The organism is Caballeronia humi (genome assembly GCF_001544475.1).
In the GTDB taxonomy this organism is placed as follows: domain Bacteria; phylum Pseudomonadota; class Gammaproteobacteria; order Burkholderiales; family Burkholderiaceae; genus Caballeronia; species Caballeronia humi.
Window position 1 is genome coordinate 32,752 of the sequence record NZ_FCNW02000004.1, and the last position, 18,385, is coordinate 51,136.

18 protein-coding genes are annotated in these 18,385 nt (G+C 63.0%); 15 read left to right on the forward strand and 3 right to left on the reverse strand.

The features are described from left to right. The first annotated feature begins 14 nt into the window (after positions 1–14). The 7 genes from gsiC (at position 15) to AWB65_RS06500 (ending at position 4,842) form a co-directional block, all read left to right on the forward strand. Positions 15–935, forward strand: a complete 921-nt coding sequence (gene gsiC, locus AWB65_RS06470; protein WP_087657268.1) for a glutathione ABC transporter permease GsiC — start codon at positions 15–17, stop codon at positions 933–935. 7 nt (positions 936–942) lie between these two features. Continuing rightward, positions 943–1,848 carry a glutathione ABC transporter permease GsiD gene (gene gsiD / locus AWB65_RS06475; RefSeq protein ID WP_087666359.1) on the forward strand — a complete coding sequence of 302 codons (906 nt, stop codon included), beginning with the start codon at positions 943–945 and terminating at the stop codon, positions 1,846–1,848. Continuing rightward, positions 1,845–2,858: a DmpA family aminopeptidase gene (locus AWB65_RS06480; RefSeq protein ID WP_087666360.1), complete on the forward strand. Its 1,014-nt coding sequence runs from the start codon at positions 1,845–1,847 to the stop codon at positions 2,856–2,858. The genes gsiD and AWB65_RS06480 overlap by 4 nt, the downstream gene beginning before the upstream one ends. Further along, positions 2,855–3,679 carry a M55 family metallopeptidase gene (locus AWB65_RS06485; protein WP_087666361.1) on the forward strand — a complete coding sequence of 275 codons (825 nt, stop codon included), beginning with the start codon at positions 2,855–2,857 and terminating at the stop codon, positions 3,677–3,679. Before AWB65_RS06480 ends, AWB65_RS06485 begins: the two co-directional genes overlap by 4 nt. Positions 3,680–3,747: 68 nt before the next feature. Continuing rightward, on the forward strand, positions 3,748–3,966 hold the full coding sequence (locus tag AWB65_RS06490) for a hypothetical protein (RefSeq protein ID WP_087666362.1): 219 nt from the start codon (positions 3,748–3,750) through the stop codon (positions 3,964–3,966). A gap of 27 nt (positions 3,967–3,993) precedes the next feature. Beyond that, the gene (gene crcB, locus AWB65_RS06495; RefSeq protein ID WP_087657273.1) at positions 3,994–4,371 is read left to right on the forward strand and encodes a fluoride efflux transporter CrcB; all 378 of its coding nucleotides are present in this window, start codon (positions 3,994–3,996) and stop codon (positions 4,369–4,371) included. Positions 4,372–4,374: 3 nt separating this feature from the next. After that, positions 4,375–4,842 carry a GNAT family N-acetyltransferase gene (locus tag AWB65_RS06500; RefSeq protein ID WP_087666363.1) on the forward strand — a complete coding sequence of 156 codons (468 nt, stop codon included), beginning with the start codon at positions 4,375–4,377 and terminating at the stop codon, positions 4,840–4,842. A 4-nt stretch (positions 4,843–4,846) separates the two neighbouring features. On the opposite strand, the gene AWB65_RS06505 is transcribed toward AWB65_RS06500, so the two are convergent. The 3 genes from AWB65_RS06505 to AWB65_RS06515 all read right to left on the reverse strand — a co-directional run bounded on the left by AWB65_RS06505 (position 4,847) and on the right by AWB65_RS06515 (position 8,748). Beyond that, positions 4,847–6,589: an IlvD/Edd family dehydratase gene (locus tag AWB65_RS06505; RefSeq protein WP_087666556.1), complete on the reverse strand. Its 1,743-nt coding sequence runs from the start codon at positions 6,587–6,589 to the stop codon at positions 4,847–4,849. 104 nt (positions 6,590–6,693) lie between these two features. Beyond that, positions 6,694–8,079 (reverse strand): sensor histidine kinase, encoded by a 1,386-nt coding sequence (locus AWB65_RS06510; protein ID WP_087666364.1) that lies wholly within the window; start codon positions 8,077–8,079, stop codon positions 6,694–6,696. Continuing rightward, positions 8,080–8,748, reverse strand: coding sequence for a response regulator (locus tag AWB65_RS06515; protein WP_087666365.1), 669 nt, complete (start codon positions 8,746–8,748; stop codon positions 8,080–8,082). Positions 8,749–8,901: 153 nt separating this feature from the next. Here AWB65_RS06515 and AWB65_RS06520 point away from each other — a divergent pair, with 153 nt between their 5' ends. The 8 genes from AWB65_RS06520 to AWB65_RS06555 all read left to right on the forward strand — a co-directional run bounded on the left by AWB65_RS06520 (position 8,902) and on the right by AWB65_RS06555 (position 18,366). Beyond that, positions 8,902–10,002, forward strand: a complete 1,101-nt coding sequence (locus AWB65_RS06520; protein ID WP_087666366.1) for an ABC transporter substrate-binding protein — start codon at positions 8,902–8,904, stop codon at positions 10,000–10,002. An 85-nt stretch (positions 10,003–10,087) separates the two neighbouring features. Next, positions 10,088–11,854 carry an ABC transporter permease gene (locus tag AWB65_RS06525; protein ID WP_087666367.1) on the forward strand — a complete coding sequence of 589 codons (1,767 nt, stop codon included), beginning with the start codon at positions 10,088–10,090 and terminating at the stop codon, positions 11,852–11,854. Beyond that, the gene (locus AWB65_RS06530) at positions 11,847–12,914 is read left to right on the forward strand and encodes an ABC transporter ATP-binding protein (RefSeq protein WP_087666368.1); all 1,068 of its coding nucleotides are present in this window, start codon (positions 11,847–11,849) and stop codon (positions 12,912–12,914) included. Before AWB65_RS06525 ends, AWB65_RS06530 begins: the two co-directional genes overlap by 8 nt. A 100-nt stretch (positions 12,915–13,014) precedes the next feature. Continuing rightward, positions 13,015–14,079 carry a porin gene (locus tag AWB65_RS06535; protein ID WP_087666369.1) on the forward strand — a complete coding sequence of 355 codons (1,065 nt, stop codon included), beginning with the start codon at positions 13,015–13,017 and terminating at the stop codon, positions 14,077–14,079. A 111-nt stretch (positions 14,080–14,190) separates the two neighbouring features. After that, positions 14,191–15,720: a histidine ammonia-lyase gene (gene hutH / locus AWB65_RS06540; protein ID WP_087666370.1), complete on the forward strand. Its 1,530-nt coding sequence runs from the start codon at positions 14,191–14,193 to the stop codon at positions 15,718–15,720. Then, a complete protein-coding gene (hutC, locus tag AWB65_RS06545; RefSeq protein ID WP_087657286.1) occupies positions 15,717–16,412 on the forward strand; it encodes a histidine utilization transcriptional repressor HutC in 696 nt (231 codons plus the stop codon). Before hutH ends, hutC begins: the two co-directional genes overlap by 4 nt. After that, entirely contained in the window at positions 16,412–16,990 is a 579-nt protein-coding gene (locus AWB65_RS06550; protein WP_087666371.1) for a HutD/Ves family protein, read from the forward strand. Before hutC ends, AWB65_RS06550 begins: the two co-directional genes overlap by 1 nt. Then, the gene (locus AWB65_RS06555; protein ID WP_087666372.1) at positions 16,987–18,366 is read left to right on the forward strand and encodes a formimidoylglutamate deiminase; all 1,380 of its coding nucleotides are present in this window, start codon (positions 16,987–16,989) and stop codon (positions 18,364–18,366) included. Before AWB65_RS06550 ends, AWB65_RS06555 begins: the two co-directional genes overlap by 4 nt. Positions 18,367–18,385 lie beyond the last annotated feature (19 nt).

Genomic DNA, 18,385 nt, shown 5'->3' on the forward strand with positions numbered 1-18,385 from the left:
ATCCGGTGTTCCCCATGCTGACTTTTCTCGCCAAACGCCTGCTCGGACTCTTGCCAACACTGCTGATCGTCGCGGTGCTGGTGTTCCTGTTCGTGCACATGCTGCCGGGCGATCCCGCGCGGCTCGCCGCCGGCGCCGAAGCCGACGAGGCGACGGTCGCACTCGTGCGCGCCGATCTCGGCCTCGACAAGCCGCTGCCGCAGCAGTTCTTCAACTTCTTCAGGAAGGTCGTGCAGTTCGATTTCGGCACGTCGACGCGCAGCAAGCGGCCCGTTAGCACCGAGATCGCGGAACGCTTCATGCCGACGCTGTGGCTCACGATCGCGAGCATGGTGTGGGCCGTGCTGTTCGGCATGACGATCGGCATCGTCTCGGCGGTGTGGCGCAACAAGTGGCCGGACCGTCTCGGCATGACGCTGGCCGTGTCGGGCATTTCGTTTCCGGCGTTCGCGCTCGGCATGCTTCTGATGGAAATCTTTTCGGTGAAGCTCGGCTGGCTGCCGATCGTCGGCGACGGCACGTGGCAAAGCTATATCCTGCCTTCGATCACGCTCGGTGCGGCGGTTGCCGCGGTGATGGCGCGCTTCACGCGAGCGTCGTTCGTCGAAGTGATGAACGAGGACTTCGTGCGCACCGCGCGCGCAAAGGGCGTGCGCGAGCCGATCGTCGTGATCAAGCATTGTCTGCGCAACGCGATGATTCCTGTTGTCACGATGATGGGCCTGCAGTTCGGCTTCCTGCTCGGCGGCTCGATCGTCGTGGAGAAGGTGTTCAACTGGCCGGGCCTCGGGCGCCTGCTCGTCGATGCCGTCGAGATGCGCGACTATCCGGTGATCCAGGCCGAAGTGCTGCTGTTCTCGCTGGAGTTCATCGTGATCAATCTGATCGTCGACGTGCTGTACGCCGTGATCAATCCGACTATCCGTTTCAAATGAGGTCCGCATGAGCGTGACAGCCGATACGGCCAAAACCGCCAAAGCCAGCGCTGCGGGCCACGAAATCCGCACGCCGTGGACCGAGTTCTGGCGCAAGTTCAAGAAGCAACCGGTGGCGCTAGCGGCGGGCGCGTTCGTGCTGGTGCTGATCGTGATCGCGATCATTGCGCCGTATATCGTGCCCTACGATCCCGAGAACTACTTCGATTACGACGCGCTCAACGCGGGGCCGTCGGCGGCGCACTGGTTCGGCGTCGATTCGCTCGGCCGCGACATTCTGAGCCGCATCCTCGCGGGCAGTCGCATATCGCTCTCGGCGGGGCTGCTGTCGGTCGTGATCGGGGCGGTGATCGGCACGTTCTTCGGCTTGCTCGCCGGATACTACGAAGGCTGGTGGGACCGCATCGTAATGCGCGTCGCCGACGTGCTGTTTGCGTTCCCCGGCATCTTGCTCGCGATCGGCGTGGTCGCGATTCTCGGCAACGGCATGGTCAACGTCGTGTGCGCGGTCGCGATCTTCAGCATCCCCGCGTTCGCGCGGCTCGTGCGCGGCAATACGCTGTCGCTCAAGCACCTGACTTACATCGAGGCGGCGCGCAGCATCGGCGCATCGGACTGGACGATCATCGTGAGGCACATTCTGCCGGGCACGATTTCGTCGGTGGTCGTGTATTTCACAATGCGCATCGGGACCTCGATCATCACGGCGGCGAGCCTCTCGTTCCTCGGACTCGGCGCGCAGCCGCCGACGCCCGAGTGGGGCGCGATGCTCAACGAGGCCCGCGCCGACATGGCGATGGCGCCGCATATCGCGGTGTTCCCGAGTCTCGCGATCTTCTTCACGGTGCTCGCGTTCAATCTGCTCGGCGACGGCCTGCGCGATGCGCTGGATCCCAAGCTCGACCGGCCATGATCGAGGCGCCTTACATCGGTTCGTTGAAGGCTGGGCCGCTCGGCACGATTGCGGATGTGGCAGGTATTACGGTCGGGCACTGCACGCTCGATGACGGCGCGGTGCAGACCGGCGTCACCGTGATCCGCCCGCATCAGGGCGATGTCTATCGAAACAAGGTGCCGGCTGCGGCGAGCGTGATCAATGGCTTCGGCAAGAGCATCGGGCTCGTGCAGGTCGATGAACTCGGCGTGATTGAGACGCCCATTGCGCTAACGAATACGTTCGGTGTCGGCACGGTCGCGAACGCGCAGATTCGTCATGCGATAGAGGCGAATCCGTCGATCGGACGCGAATGGCCGACGGTCAATCCGCTCGTCTTCGAATGCAACGACGGCTACTTGAACGACATTCAGGCGCTTGCGGTTCGGGAAGCGGATTACGTGCACGCGTTCGAGGCGTGTGGCTCGGCGTTCGAACGCGGCTCAGTGGGAGCGGGGCGAGGCATGTCGTGCTTCGACTTGAAGGGAGGGATCGGGTCCGCGTCGCGTGTGTGCGATATCGCAGGCCGCTCGTTCACGACAGGCGCGCTAGTTCTCGCCAACTTCGGGCGCCTGCCGATGTTAATATTGGGTGGCGTTGCGATGGGCCAGACGCTATCGGCATCGGAAGCATTGAAACCCGAGCAAGGCTCGATCATCATGATCATCGCGACCGATGCGCCGCTCGATGCACGCCGGCTACGCCGCCTTTCGATGCGCGCCGCAGCCGGACTCGCACGCACGGGTTCGGTCTACGGGCACGGCAGCGGCGACATCTCGCTCGCGATCACGACGGCCTACACGGTCCCGCATCTCGACGATTTCTTGGAAGTACCCGCGCTCGTCTCCGATGCGCGCCTCGATCCGCTCTTCCAGGCCGTGGCGGACAGCGTCGAACAGGCGATCGTCGATGCGCTCTTCAGCGCGGTATCGGTGACGGGGCGCGACGGTCATCGCAGGCTCTCGATCAAGGACATCACGACGACATGAAAGTATTGATTTCAGCGGATATCGAAGGCGTGGCCGGCGTGTTCCATCCGGAGCAGACGCGCGCGGGCAACGGCGAATATGAACACGCGCGCCGCTGGATGACGCTGGAAGCAAACGCGGCGATCGAAGGCGCGTTCGCGGGCGGCGCGACGCAAGTGTGGGTCAACGATTCGCATGGCGGCTTTCGCAACCTGCTTCCCGATCTCATCGATGCCCGCGCGCGGATGGTGCTCGGCAAGCCGCGCACGCTCGGCATGATGACGGGCCTCGAGGATGAACCCGAACTCGTGTTCATGATCGGCTATCACGCGCGTGCGCAAAGCCGCGGCATCCTCGCGCATACGATCAACAGTTTCGCGTTCGCGCGCGTGTCGCTGGATGGCGAGGAAGTCGGCGAGGCGGGGCTGTATGGCGCGCTGGCGATCGAGCGCGGCTCACATGTGGCGCTTTTGACGGGCGACGACGTATTTGTCGAAGAGACGCGACCCGCGTTTCCCGAGGCGCGCTTCGTCACGGTGAAGACAGCGCACGGCTATTCGAGCGGCGTCACGCAAACGCCTGCAAGTGCCTGCGAGATGATTCGCGGCGCGGCGCGCGAGGTGGTCGAAAGCGCCTCCGGCATGATGCGTCGGGATGTCATCAAGCCGAAGCCAAGGCATTGCGAACTGCGCGTGCAAACCACGGCGCTCGCCGATCTCTTCTGCCAGTGGCCGTCGCTCGAACGTCTCGACGGTGTCACGCTCGCCTTCGACATTTCGTCAGTGGAGGAGGCGGTTCGCACGCTCAACAGCCTGTCGGCGATGTCGTTCATGCTGCGGTGATGCGGTGAAAACACGTGCATTCGTCTATCATTGAGGGTAGGCAGCGGCTCGATGAAAGAGACAATGCTATGCACAGGGTAAAGCTGGAACACAACGACGATTGCACGCTGGACCCCGCCGATCCCTACCTTGCGATGCGCGGCTCGCTCTTCATCGACGGCCACGAAGCAGGCTGGTGGGAACAGCGGCGCGACGGTACGTGGAAGGCGCATATCAAGCATATTGCGCTCGATATCGTCGAGCCGAGCCGTGAACGACTCATCGAACGCCTCGCTCGCGACGCGTAGCCTTTCCATTTCACTTCAACGCCATACATGTACCTGTCGATCATCGCCGTCGGTATCGGCGGCGCGCTCGGCTCCCTGCTTCGCTGGGTGTTCGGGCTGCGCTTCAATGCGCTCTTTCCCAACCTGCCGCTCGGCACGCTGCTATCGAATGTGGTCGCGGGGTACGTTATCGGCGTGGCGGTCGCGTGGTTCGCGCGCTTTCCGGATATCTCCATCGAGTGGCGGCTATTCGTGATTACCGGGCTGATGGGCGGCCTGTCGACATTCTCGACGTTCTCGGCGGAAGTCGTCGCGCATCTTCAGGAAGGGCGCTTCGGCTGGGCCGCCGGGGAGATCGCGATTCACGTGACGGCATCTGTGGTGATGACGATTCTCGGCATCGCGACGGTGTCGATCGCGCGATAGATCGTGGTGTACGTGCGGCCGTATCGGCCATCGGATCTCGATGACGTGATCGAGGTTTTCGTGCGATCCGTGCGCGAGGGTGCTGCGCGCGATTACGCCCCGGCGCAGATCGATGCGTGGGCGCAGGTGAATCGCGATGTGTGGTCCGTGAAGCGCTCAAGGCACCCGACGTGGGTAGCGATGATCGGCGCGTCGCTCGTCGGATTCGCCGATCTCGAAAGCGACGGACATCTCGACATGATGTTCGTGCATCCGTCATACCAGGGCGCGGGTGTCGCGAGCGCGCTGCTCGTGCAAGTTGAGGCAAGCGCGCACGAGCGTGGCATCGCGCGAATTCATACGGAGGCGAGCATCACGGCGCGGCCGTTTTTCGAACGGCGTGGATTTCAGGTGCACGCGCAGCAGGAAGTCAGCGTGCGCGGTGAACGTCTGACGAATTTCCGCATGGAAAAGACGTTCGCGCCGCGCTGATTTTCTATTTTCGAGGGACGCTGCCACGCGTCTCGTTGCTGCGCAGGAATTCGAAGTCCACACCTTTGTCTGCCTGCGTGACCGTTTGCAGAAAAAGCTTTCGGTAGCCACGCGGTGCACTCGGCACGGTGACCGGAGCGAGCGCCGCGCGCCGTTCGATTTCGGCGGCGGACACGAGCAGCGTGATCTCGCGACGCGCTACGCTCAAGCGGATCCTGTCGCCGTTCTGCACGTAAGCGAGCGGACCGCCGATCGCCGATTCGGGCGTGACGTGCAGCACGATCGTCCCGAACGCCGTGCCACTCATCCTGCCATCGGAGATGCGGACCATGTCCTTGACACCCGACCGCGCAAGCTTCTTCGGAATCGGGATATAGCCTGCTTCCGGCATGCCTGGCGCGCCCTTGGGACCGATGTTCTTCAACACGAGCACATCGCCTGCTTCGACGTCGAGGTCGTCGGAATCGATCCTCGCTGCAAGATCGGCGGCGTTCGCGAACACGACCGCACGGCCTTCGTGTTCCATCAGCCTGGCATCGGCGGCGGATTGCTTGATGATCGCGCCACCCGGTGCGAGATTGCCGCGCAGCACCGCGATGCCGCCTTGCGGATAGATCGGATTAGCCGCGGTACGAACGACGTCCTGTTCGAAGCGCGGCGGAGCGTTGTCGAGTTCTTCGCCTAACGTGCGGCCGGTGACGGTCATCGCGTCGAGATGAAGCAGCGGACTCAGTTCGCGCAGCAGCGTGGCCATGCCGCCCGCATGATGAAAGTCCTCCATGTAATGCTGGCCCGATGGCTTCAGGTCGAGCAGCACGGGCGTCTCGCGTCCCATGCGATCGAGCGCGTCGAGATCGATGTCGAAGCCGAGCCTTCCTGCGATGGCCGCGAGATGCACGATTCCGTTGGTCGATCCACCGATCGCGAGCAGTACCCGCAACGCGTTCTCGAACGACTCGGCGCTGAGCACCTTGTCGATAGTCAGCTTTTCGCGCGCCATCTGCACCGCTTGCGTGCCGGTTCGCTCGGCGATGCGCATGCGGTCCGCCGTGACAGCCGGCGGCGATGCGCCGCCCGGCACGGTCATGCCCATCGCTTCGGCAATGCAGGCCATCGTGCTGGCCGTGCCCATGACCGAGCACGTCCCGACGCTCGCTACCAGTTGGTTGTTCACATCCGCGACTTCGGCCGCGTCGATCTCCATTGCGCGAAAGCGGGCCCAGTAGCGACGGCAGTCGGTACACGCGCCGACGCGCTCGCCACGGTGCGATCCCGTCAGCATCGAACCGGTGATCAACTGGATCGCGGGAATGCCAGCCGATGCGGCGCCCATCAACTGGGCCGGCACCGTCTTGTCGCAGCCACCGATGAGCACCACGGCATCCATCGGCTGCGCGCGGATCATCTCCTCCGTATCGATCGACATCAGATTGCGAAGATACATGCTCGTCGGCTGCGAGAAGCTCTCGTGCACGGAGATCGTCGGGAAGTCCATCGGCAGGCCGCCCGCCAGCATGATGCCGCGCTTGAGCGCTTCGATCAGCGCGGGCGCGTTGCCGTGGCACGGGTTGTACGCGCTGCCCGTGTTCGCGATGCCGATCACCGGACGATCGAGCGCATCGTCGGTATAGCCCGCGCCCTTGATGAAAGCCTTGCGCAGGAACAACGAGAATCCTTCGTCTCCGTAGCTCGTCAGGCCGGCCTTGATGCCGTCCTGCTTCGGCGGGGAGGGGTCTTCTTTTTTCATGATGAGGTCCGATATGAGGAATTTCTTTAGCGCTGGCGTTCGATCATTTTGCTGGCTCGCGGAGCAATACATCTCGCTCGCGAATCAGGCGTTCGTGGATTTCGCTATGGCTCGAACGTCACGCTGACGATCAACCCGCCGCCCGGCGCATCGTCGAGCGTGACGCGCGCATGATGCACCCGCGCGATCTCGCGCACGATCGCGAGACCGAGCCCGCTGCCTTCCACGCTCGACGTCGCAGCGCTTCTATAGAAGCGCTCGAACACCGCATCGCGTTCCTGCGGCGCAATGCCGGGACCGTCGTCGATCACTTGCAGCAGCGCGCCTTCCGAAGTCTTTGCAACGCGAACCGTGATGACGGACCCGTCGCCCGCATAGCGGATCGCGTTGTCGATCAGATTGCCACACAGTTCGCTTAGCAGGTCGCGCTGCCCGACCACTTCGACCGATCCTTCCTGTTCGAAGCCGAGATCGATGTTGCGAGCCCGCGCCACCGGCGACCAGTCGAGCGTCACGCTGCGCGCGACCTTGTCGAGCGGTAACGTGCCGAGCTTCACGCGGTGGCCGCTATCGGCATCGAGCCGGGAAAGCGACAGCAACTGCTGCACGCCTTTGCCCGCCTGCCGCACCGCGCCATTCAAACGCTTCAGATGCAGGCTAGCGCGCTCGTCCTTCGTTTCGCGCAACGCAAGTTCCGACTCCGCCTGAATCACGGCGAGCGGTGTCTTCAACTGATGCGCGGCATCGGTGAAAAAGCGCCGCCGCGATTCCTGCATCCTTCGCAGGCGCGCGATGTACTGATTGATCGACTCGACGAGCGGCTTCATTTCGCGCGGCAGGCCCGCTTCGTCGAGCGGCGCGGGGTCGTCGTCGGCGCGGGCTGCGACGGTCGCCGACAGGCGATTCAGCGGCCGCAAGCCCCGTCCGACGCCGAGCCACACGATCGCGAGCGCCAGCACGATCAGCATTGCCTCCTGTGTAAGCGAGCCGATCAATATTTCGCGTGCGAGCGCCTGGCGCGGCTCGATCGTTTCGCCGATCATGATCCACGCGACGCGCGTTTGCGCCGTCGGCACGTCGTGCACCGGCAGCCTGAGCGCTGCCATGCGCAACTCCTGGCCGCGATAGGTCGCGTCATAAAAGCGCGTCTGGTAAGGCTCGGGCGTGTCACGTCTGGGCGGCAACGGTAGATCGCCATAGCCCGTGACAGCCCGCCCGCCGTCCTCGCGGATCAGGTAGTAGATCTTCCCGCCCACGTCCGATTCGAACATCTCCAGCGCGAGATACGGCAGGTCCACTTCGATCTGCCCGTTCTGCAAACGCGTGCCTTCGCGAATCGACTTGAGCGAGAACGAGAGTGAGCGATCGAACGCGACGTGAGCGGCGCTCATCGCGCGGTGATAGGTGAGCCAGGCATCGAGCGCGAGCAGCGCGACGAGCGGCAGCAGGAGCCACAGCGAGACCTGACGCCGCAGGTTGGGCGTCGGCATCTACGCTTTCACTTCGAGCAGATAGCCGAGCCCGCGCAGCGTAACGATAGCGACGCCGCTCTTCTCGAGCTTTTTTCTTAGCCGATGCACGTAGATTTCGATCGCATCGGCGTTTACCGATTCGTCGATGCCGAAAATCTTCTCCGACAGTGTCTCCTTGTTGATCGCGCGGCCGTTGCGCAGGATCAGCACTTCGAGCACGGCGCGTTCGCGCGGCGTCAGCGCAAGCGGTTCGTCATCGAGCCGAAAGCCCCGATCGACGCTGTCGTAAGCGAGCGGTCCGCACTCTACGCGCGTGTGCTCATGGCCGTGACTGCGACGAATCAGCGCGCGGGCGCGCGCTTCGAGCTCGGTGAGTTCGAACGGCTTCGCGAGATAGTCGTCGGCGCCGAGATCGAGGCCTTTCACGCGATCCTCGACCGATCCATGCGCGGTGAGAATCAGCACCGGCACCGGATTGCGACGCTGACGCAAGCGCCGCAAGACCTCCAGGCCATCGAGCTTCGGCAGGCCGAGATCGAGGATCACAAGCGCATAGTCCTGCGTGCGCAGGATGTGATCGGCGGCTTCGCCGTCATGCATGCAATCGACTGCAAAGCGCGCTTGCGTGAGCGCGTCCGTCAGCGATTTGGCAAGGGTGGGATTGTCTTCGACTAGCAGCACACGCATGACATTGACCTAAATAAACTAAGGGAAATCCATGAGGAAAGAACGGTGTTTCGGGTGGAATTTGAACATGAAATGAAAGCGGCCTGAAAGTGCCTGCGACTTACCATGCGTCCACTCAATCGAACAACTACAGAGCGGATTCTGGAGGAAGACATGAAGAAATTGAACCACTCGTTGCGTATCGCGGCCGCAGCCGTTGCTTTCGTCGCTGCGGGGGGCGCCAGCGCGCAAGTGCCTGCGGGTTATCCCGGAGCGTATCAGTCGGTCATCGACGGTGCGAAGAAGGAAGGCAAGGTGCTCATCTATTCGGTGACGGATACCGCGCAGGTTCGCTCGCTCATCAAGGACTTCGAGTCGCTGTATGGCGTGAAGGTCGAATACAACGACATGAACAGCACCGAGCTCTATAACCGCTACATCAGCGAGAACGCGGCAAGCAGCACGAGCGCCGACGTGCTGTGGTCCTCGGCGATGGACCTGCAAGTCAAGCTCGTCAACGACGGCCTGATGGCGAACTACGAGTCGCCGGAATCCGCCAACCTGCCGCAATGGTCGCAGTATCAGAAGCAGGCGTACGGCACGACCTACGAGCCGCTCGCGATCGTCTACAACAAGCGCCTCCTGCCCGCGGGCGACGTGCCGCAAACGCGCGCCGATTTCATCAAGCTGCTGCAGACGCAAGCCGCGAAGTTCAAGGGCAAGGTCACGACCTACGATATCGAAAAGTCGGGCGTCGGCTTCAACTATCTGACGCAGGATGCACGCGTGAATCCGCAAGTGACGTGGCAACTCGTCAATGCGATGGGCGCGACAAACCCCAAGCTGCAATCGAGCACGGGTGCGATGATGGAGCGCATCTCGTCGGGCGAAAACCTGATCGGCTACAACATTCTCGGCTCGTATGCGTTCGCCAAGGCGAAGAAGGACCCGTCGATCGGTTACGTGTACCCGAAGGATTACACGCTGGTGGTGAGCCGCCTCGTGACGATCTCGAAGAAGGCGAAGAACCCGAACGCGGCGAAGCTCTGGGTGGACTATCTGCTGTCGAAACGCGGCCAGACGCTGCTTGCCAACCAGGCCGATCTCTTCTCGATCCGCGCGGATGTCGAAGGCGAAACGTCGATGGCGGGTCTCACCAAGCAGCTCGGCGATTCGCTCAAGCCGATCCCAATCGGCACCGGCTTGCTCGTCTATCTAGACCAGTCGAAGCGCCTCGAATTTCTCAAGCAATGGCAGCAAGCGATCAAACGCTAAGCCCTTAAAGCTCCTCAAGCCCGCGCCAAGCCGCGGGCACTCCCGCAATTCATTCGATGCGTCGGCAAGACGCAGGGGGACACTCATGCTTACCACAAGCACAAACGAGCCGGCCGCGGTCCTGTCGACCAACGGCGAAGGCAAGGTGCCCAAGCTGCCCGAAGGCGGCTGGCGCGGCCTCACCGCCACGTTCCGCTGGATCGTGATCGCGGTGCTGACGGTGGCCGTGCTGCTGCCGCTTTCGTTCATCGTATTCCAGAGCCTCTTGAACGCGCCGTTCTTCGATGCCAACAAGACGTTCGGCATCGCGGGCTTCAAGTTCATTTTCGAAGATCCGGACTTCTGGTCGGCGGTGATGAATTCGTTCATCATCGCGGGCGGCATGCTCTTCATCTCGATCCCGCTCGGCGGCATTCTCGCGTTCCTGATGGTGCGCACCGACTTGCCGGGCCGCCGCTGGCTCGAACCGATGCTGCTCACGCCGATCTTCGTCTCGCCGATGGTGCTCGCGTTCGGCTATGTCGTCGCGGCGGGTCCGGTCGGTTTCTATTCTGTGTGGTTCAAGCAATTGTTCGGCGCTGAAAGCGCGCCGTGGTCGATCTATTCGATCTTCGCGATCACGATCATCGTCGGCCTGACGCACGTGCCGCATGTGTATTTGTATTCGTCGGCGGCGTTGCGCAATCTCGGCTCGGATGTCGAGGAAGCGGCGCGCGTCGCGGGGGCGCGGTCATTTCGCGTCGCACTCGACGTCAGCCTGCCGATGACGATGCCCGCGCTGCTCTTCGCCGGCGTGCTCGTGTTCTTCCTCGGCTTCGAAGTGTTCGGCTTGCCGCTCGTGCTCGGCGATCCGGAAGGTCATCTCGTGCTCGCGACGTACCTGTACAAGCTGACGAACAAGCTCGGCGTGCCTTCGTATCACCTGATGGCGGCGGTTGCCGTGTGCATCATCGCGATCACGTTTCCGCTCGTCCTGCTGCAACGTCACTTGCTGAAGAGCGCGAACAAGTTCGTCACGGTGAAGGGCAAGGCGGGCCGTCAGACGGTGCTGCCGCTCGGAGCGTGGCGCTGGGTTGCGGTCGCGATCGTCGCGGTGTGGCTCTTCTGCACCGTGTTCGTGCCGCTTTCGGGCATTGTGCTGCGCGCGTTCGTGACGAACTGGGGCGAGGGCGTCGCGCTCTCCGAAGTGCTGACGGTCTCGAACTTCGTCGATCTCTTCGAGCAGAGCAACATCGTGCGCGCGATCTACAACACGCTCGGCATCGGCGTGATCGGTGGGGCGCTCGCGGTCGGTTTCTATACGCTCGTGGCATTCGCGGGGCATCGTCGTAACGACTGGGGCACGCGTCTTCTCGACTATCTCGTGCTGCTCCCGCGCGCGGTGCCGGGCGTGCTTGCCGGTCTCGCGTTCCTGTGGATCTTCCTCTTCGTGCCGGGCATCAAGGAACTCAAGAACTCGATGTGGAGCATCTGGGTTGCGTACACGGTCGTGTGGCTTGCCTACGGCATGCGCCTGATTCAAAGCGCGTTGCTGCAAGTCGGTCCGGAACTCGAAGAAGCGGGACGCAGCGTCGGCGGCACGCGTGGCCGTGTGAGTATCGATGTGACGCTGCCGCTCGTGCGGTTCGGGCTGCTGGCCGCGTGGCTTCTGATCTTCATGATCTTTGAGCGCGAATATTCGACGGCGGTCTACCTGCTTTCCCCTGGCACCGAAGTGATCGGCGCACTGCTCGTCTCGCTGTGGGCGACGGGCGCGGTCGATCAGGTCGCGGCACTTTCTGTCATCAACATCGCGATGGTCGGCGTGGGTCTCGCCGTGGCATTGCGCTTCGGAGTGAAACTTCATGGATAAGCTCACAGTCGATAACCTGTTCCTGAGCTACGGCACCAATCCGATTCTGAAGGGCGTGTCGTTCGAACTGAAAGCGGGCGAGGTGGTGTGTCTGCTGGGCGCGTCGGGCAGCGGCAAGACGACACTGCTGCGCGCGGTCGCCGGTCTCGAACAGCCGTCGGATGGCCGCATCAGCCTCGACAAGCAAGTCTTCTTCGATGGCGCGAACCACATCGATTGCCCCGTCGAGCAGCGCTCGCTCGGGCTCGTGTTTCAGTCGTATGCGCTGTGGCCGCATCGCACGGTCGCGGACAACGTTGGCTATGGATTGAAGCTGCGCAAGGTGTCGTCGGCGGAACAGAAGCGTCGCGTGCAGAGTGCGCTCGATCAGCTCGGCCTTGGTCATCTCGCGGCGCGCTTTCCGTATCAGTTGTCGGGCGGGCAGCAGCAGCGCGTGGCGATTGCGCGTGCGCTCGTCTATAACCCGCCGGTGATCCTGCTCGATGAGCCGCTCTCCAATCTCGATGCCAAGCTGCGCGAGGAAGCGCGTGCGTGGTTGCGTGAACTGATCGTGTCATTGGGTTTGTCGGCGCTTTGCGTGACGCACGATCAGACCGAAGCGATGGCGATGTCGGACCGCATCCTGCTGTTGCGTAACGGCCGTATCGAACAGGAAGGCACGCCGGCTGAGCTCTACGGCTCGCCGCGCTCGCTCTACACGGCCGAGTTCATGGGCAGCAACAATCGCATCGATGCGAAGGTGATGTCGATCGACGGCGAGCGCGTCATGTTGAAGGGCGACGGCTTCCAGCTCGAAGCACGCGCGAAGGAAGCGCTGCAGCCGGGCCAGGATGCGCAGGCCGTGATTCGCCTCGAACGCGTGCAGGTAGCGGACGGTCCTGGCGCGAATCGCGTGCCGGCGAGCCTCATTACGTCGATGTATCTCGGCGATCGCTGGGAGTATCTGTTCCATTGCGGCGACCTGCGCTTTCGCGCATTCGGTCACACGCCACGCGATCCGGGCAATCACTGGGTCGAGTTTCCGGCCAACGATTGCTGGGCCTTCGCGCAAGCCAGCTAACTGTTTCCACTGATACGAAACGAAGTCCCGCGCGCCGCATATGCGCCGCGCGGGCATGCGCTTGCGCATCGAAAACTAAAATCACAACGGAGGAAGACGCATGAAACGCAGCAGTATTTCTATTGCATCGTTAGCGGCGTTGGCCGCAGGCGCCGCGCATGCGCAGTCGAGCGTGACGCTTTACGGCATCGTCGATGCGGGTGTCGAGTACGTGAATCACGCGAGCGCCGATGGCGGAGCGGCACGCCTCGTCTCGGGCGGCAAGAATACGTCGCGCTTCGGCATGCGGGGCGTCGAGGAACTGGGTGGCGGACTGAAGGCTATCTTCCAGCTGGAAAGCGGCATCAACGTCGCGAACGGGCAACTGGACGACGGACCGAACGCGCTCTTCGATCGACGCGCGACGGTGGGCCTGAAACACAAAACGTATGGTCAGGTGATTCTCGGCCGCACTTTCACGACGACCTACGATTACATGCTGCCCTTCGATCCGATGGCTTACGCGCCGAACTATTCGTGGGCCACGAGTTCGACGGCGACCGGCGGCCGCAAGGACGGACTCTTCTCGCGCTCCTCCAACGCAGTGCGCTACGACGGCGAATTCAGCGGCTTCAAAATCGGTGCGATGTACGGCTTCGGCAACGTGCCGGGCAGCATGAAGACGAGTTCGAAATACGATTTCGGCCTTGGATATGCGAGCGGTTCTTTCGCAGTCGTCGCGACGTTCGACCGCCAGAACGGCGCGAACGACAGCATCACGCCCGCCGATACGACCAACTACATCCAGGGCATCCACGCGGGCGCGAGCTACGATTTCGGCGCGGCGAAAGTGATGGCGGGCTATCGCAACTACCGGCGCACGTTCAACACACTGGCCGAAACCCTGCGCAGCGACATGTACTGGTTCGGCGGCTCGTATGATTTCGCGCCGGACTTCACGCTGTACGCCGCGGTCTATCATCAGGACATCAAGGGCGCGAATGATGGCGATCCGACGCTTCTGTCACTGCGCGCAAACTATTCGCTCTCGAAGCGCACGACGCTTTACCTGTCGGGCGGGTATGCATTTGCACGAAATGACCAGAACGTGAGCCTTTCCCGCGATTTGACGGGCGCCGCCGACACACAGGCGGGCGTAACAGCCGGCGTCCAGCATCGGTTCTAAAAATCTGTATAGACAACCGGCATCCGGCATCAGTGAAATCCCTAGATCCCCCTTGTTTATAAGATAAGGCCCGTTTAGACTTGGCTCTAACTTGTATAGACAGGATGAGCCATGATCAAGCTGACGCCCGGATTTCTCACGCTGCCGCAACTGCGCCGCATCGCACGCGGTTCCGATTCGCTCGAACTCGATCCGGCGAGCTTCGCCGCGATCGATGCCAGCGCGAAGGCCGTCGCCGATATCGCCGCCAAGGGCGAGCCGGCCTACGGCATCAACACGGGCTTCGGGAGGCTCGCGAGCACGCACATTCCCGCCGACCAGCTCGAACTGCTGCAACGCAATCTCGTGCTGTCGCATGCGGTAGGCGTCGGCGAGCCGATGTCGCGACCGGTCGTTCGATTACTGATCGCGCTGAAGCTGTCGAGCCTCGGCCGCGGCCATTCGGGCATCCGCCGCGAAGTGATCGACGCGCTCATCACGCTTTTCAACGCCGACGTCCTACCGGTTATTCCGGTGAAGGGCTCGGTCGGTGCATCGGGCGATCTGGCGCCGCTCGCGCACATGTCGACGGTGCTGCTCGGCATCGGCGAGGTCATGATTCGCGGCGAACGCGCGAGCGCGCTGGATGGTTTGAGCATCGCCGGCCTCAAGCCCCTGAGCCTGCAGGCCAAGGAAGGTCTGGCGTTGCTCAACGGCACGCAAGCCTCCACAGCGCTCGCGCTCTACAACATGTTCGCGATCGAAGACCTGTTCCGCACCGGTCTCGTGTCGGGCTCGCTGTCGGTCGATGCGGCCGAGGGCTCGGTCGTGCCGTTCGATGCGCGCATCCAAGAATTGCGCGGCCATCGCGGACAGATCGAAGCGGCTGCTGCTTATCGCACGCTGCTGCAAGGCTCGGGCATCAACCTCTCGCACGCCGATTGCGACAAGGTGCAGGACCCGTACAGCCTGCGCTGCCAGCCGCAAGTGATGGGCGCGTGCCTCGACCAGATGCGCCACGCGGCCGACGTCCTGCTGATCGAATCGAATGCGGTCTCCGACAATCCGCTGATCTTCCCCGATACCGGCGAGGTTCTCTCGGGCGGCAACTTCCACGCTGAGCCGGTCGCCTTTGCGGCCGACAACCTCGCGCTCGCCGCCGCTGAAATCGGCGCGCTGGCCGAGCGCCGGATCGCGTTGCTGATCGACACGACGCTCTCCGGCCTGCCCGCGTTTCTCGTGCGTGATGGCGGCGTGAACTCTGGCTTCATGATCGCGCACGTCACGGCGGCCGCGCTGGCATCGGAGAACAAGACGCTCGCGCATCCGGCGTCGGTCGATTCGCTGCCGACTTCCGCGAACCAGGAAGACCACGTTTCGATGGCGACGTTCGCAGCCCGCAAGCTCGGCGACATCGCGAGCAACACGGCCAACATTCTCGCGATCGAACTGCTCGCGGCGGCGCAGGGCGTGGACTTGCGCGCGCCGCACGAGACGAGCCCGCTGCTCATGGACGTGATGAAGACGCTGCGCGCGAAGGTTGCGCATTACGACATCGATCACTACTTCGCGCCCGATATCGCGGCTATCGCCACGCTCGTGCAGGAAGGCGAGGTCGCGAAGCACAGCCCGTTCAGTTTCGCGTCGGAACAGCCTGCATGAGCACGCCCGCTTATCAGGAGATCAAGGATTACATCCTGACGCGCATCCACATCGGCGAGTGGAAGGAGGGCGATCAGGTGCCCTCCGAAAACGAACTGGCGCGCGAGTTCAAGGTCGCGCGCATGACGGTCAATCGCGCGCTGCGCGAATTGACCGCCGAGCAGATTCTCACGCGCGTGCAGGGCGCGGGCACGTTCGTCGCGCAGCCGAAATATGCGTCGACGCTCGTCGAAATTCGCAGCATCTCCGATGAAATCGGCGCACGCGGGCATACGTATCGTGCCGAAGTGCTGCATCTTGGCGCTGCGATCGTCGATGAAACGCTCGCCGATGAAATGCAGCTTGCGGTGGGCAGCCTCGTGTTTCATTCGCGGTTGCTTCACTTCGAGAACGAGCAGCCTGTTCAGATCGAGGAACGTCATGTGAATCCCGCGCTCGCGCCCGAATATGCGCGACAGGACTTCACCACGACGACGCCGAATCAATACCTGATGGTCGCGGCGCCGTTGCAGCGCGTGGAGTACCGCATCGAAGCGGCGATTCCTTCCGACGAAACGCGCCGTTCGCTTGCGATGAAGGAGCATGAGCCTTGCCTGTTGCTGCATCGGCGCACGTGGTCGCGCGATGCGGTGGCGTCGGTGGCGAATCTCTGGCATCCGGGCGACCGCTATCAGTTCACCGGGCATTTCTGATGAAGCTGATCCGAGGCGCGTCGCTAGTGCCGAAACCCTGGAAGAACGGCGGGGGCGTCACGCGCGAGATCGATGCCGAGCCCGGCGGTGCCGCGCTCGATGCGTTCACGTGGCGCTTGAGCATCGCGAACGTCGACGCGTCCGGGGCGTTCTCCACGTTCCCTGGTATCGATCGCACACTGGTTCTGCTCGAAGGTGCCGGCATGCATCTGCACGAAGCTAATGCGCGCGTGCATGCGCTGGATCGGCCGCTCGCGATGGCGTCGTTTGCTGGCGAAACCGCGATCGATGCAACGCTCGACAACGGCCCGACGCGCGACTTCAACATAATGGTGCGGCGTGATCGTGCGACGGCATCGGTGCAGGTGCATCGCGGGTCGGCTGAACTAAGGTCCGATGACAGCATCACGCTCATCTTCTGCGTGCAAGGCCCGCTCGACGTCACGACGGACGGCGAACGCGTCACGCTGCATGCTGACGATACGCTGCGCCTGGAGACCTCATGCGTCGTGACATGCCTGAGCGAGCACACGTCATGGCTGCAAATCAGCATCGCAACAACGGACCATCTCCGATGACTTCACTTTTCGCCGACCACGCGCGTCTTCCCGATGGCTGGCAGCGCGACGTACTGCTTGAATGGAACGATGAAGGCACGCTACTCGCGGTCGCGCCTGATAGCGCGATGCCGCCGAATACGCCGCGCGCGGCCGGACCCGTGATCGCGGGGATGCCGAACCTGCATTCGCATGCATTCCAGCGCGCAATGGCGGGCCTCACCGAGTATCGCGCGAGCGCCACCGATACATTCTGGAGCTGGCGCGACCTGATGTATCGTTTTGCCGCGAAGATCGGTCCCGAGCCGCTCGCAGCGATCGCGCGCTGGCTCTACATCGAGATGCTCAAGGCCGGCTACACGTCGGTGTGCGAGTTCCACTACGTGCATCACACGAGTGACGGCACGCCCTACGCGAATCGCGCGGAACTCGCGCAACGCGTGGTCGATGCGGCGGAACGCGCGGGCATCGGCATGACGATGCTGCCGGTGCTGTACCAATACAGCGGCTTCGACCAAAGCGCGCCACGCGACGATCAACGGCGCTTCCTCAACACGCCCGAGCAACTGCTTGACATGCTGGAAACGCTGCGTCGCGCGCGGCCCGAAAGCGGTCTGAGGCGCTATGGCGTCGCGCCGCATTCGTTGCGCGCGGTATCGGGTGAATCGCTGTCGAGGCTGCTCGAAGGTCTCGATGCGCTGTTCGACCGCGCGCCGGTGCACATCCATATCTCGGAGCAAACCGCCGAAGTCGATGCCTGTCTTGCCGCGAATGGTCAGCGTCCAGTGCAATGGCTGCTCGATCGCTTCTCCGTCGACGATCGCTGGTGCCTCGTGCACGCAACGCATGTCGACGCCAACGAATGCGCGCGCCTCGCGGCAAGCGGCGCGACGGCGGGCCTGTGCCTCACCACCGAAGCCAATCTCGGCGACGGCATCTTTCCGGCGCGCGAGTATCTCGACGCGGGCGGCCGCATCGGTCTCGGCTCGGACAGCCATATCGGTGTGGACTGGCGCTCGGAACTGCGGCTTCTCGAATATGGCCAGCGTCTCGCACGGCGCGAGCGCAACGTGCTCGCGTCGGCGACGCAAAGCCGTCCGTCCGAGCGTCTCTTCGATGCATCGCTCGATGGCGGCGCACGCGCGAGCGGCCGCGCGATCGGCGCGCTCGCGGCAGGCATGCGCGCTGACTGGCTCGTGCTCGATGCGGATCATGCGGGCATCGCGGGGCATGATCGCGATACGTGGCTGTCGAGCATCGTGTTCGGTGAGCATGGCGAGACGCCGGTTCGCGATGTTTATGTAGCGGGGCGTAAAGTAATCGATGCACGCCATCACGCGGACGAGCAGGAAGCGTTCGCGCACTACCGTGCAGCGCTCGACGATCTTCTGCGATAAGGTGACGGCAAGAACCTGA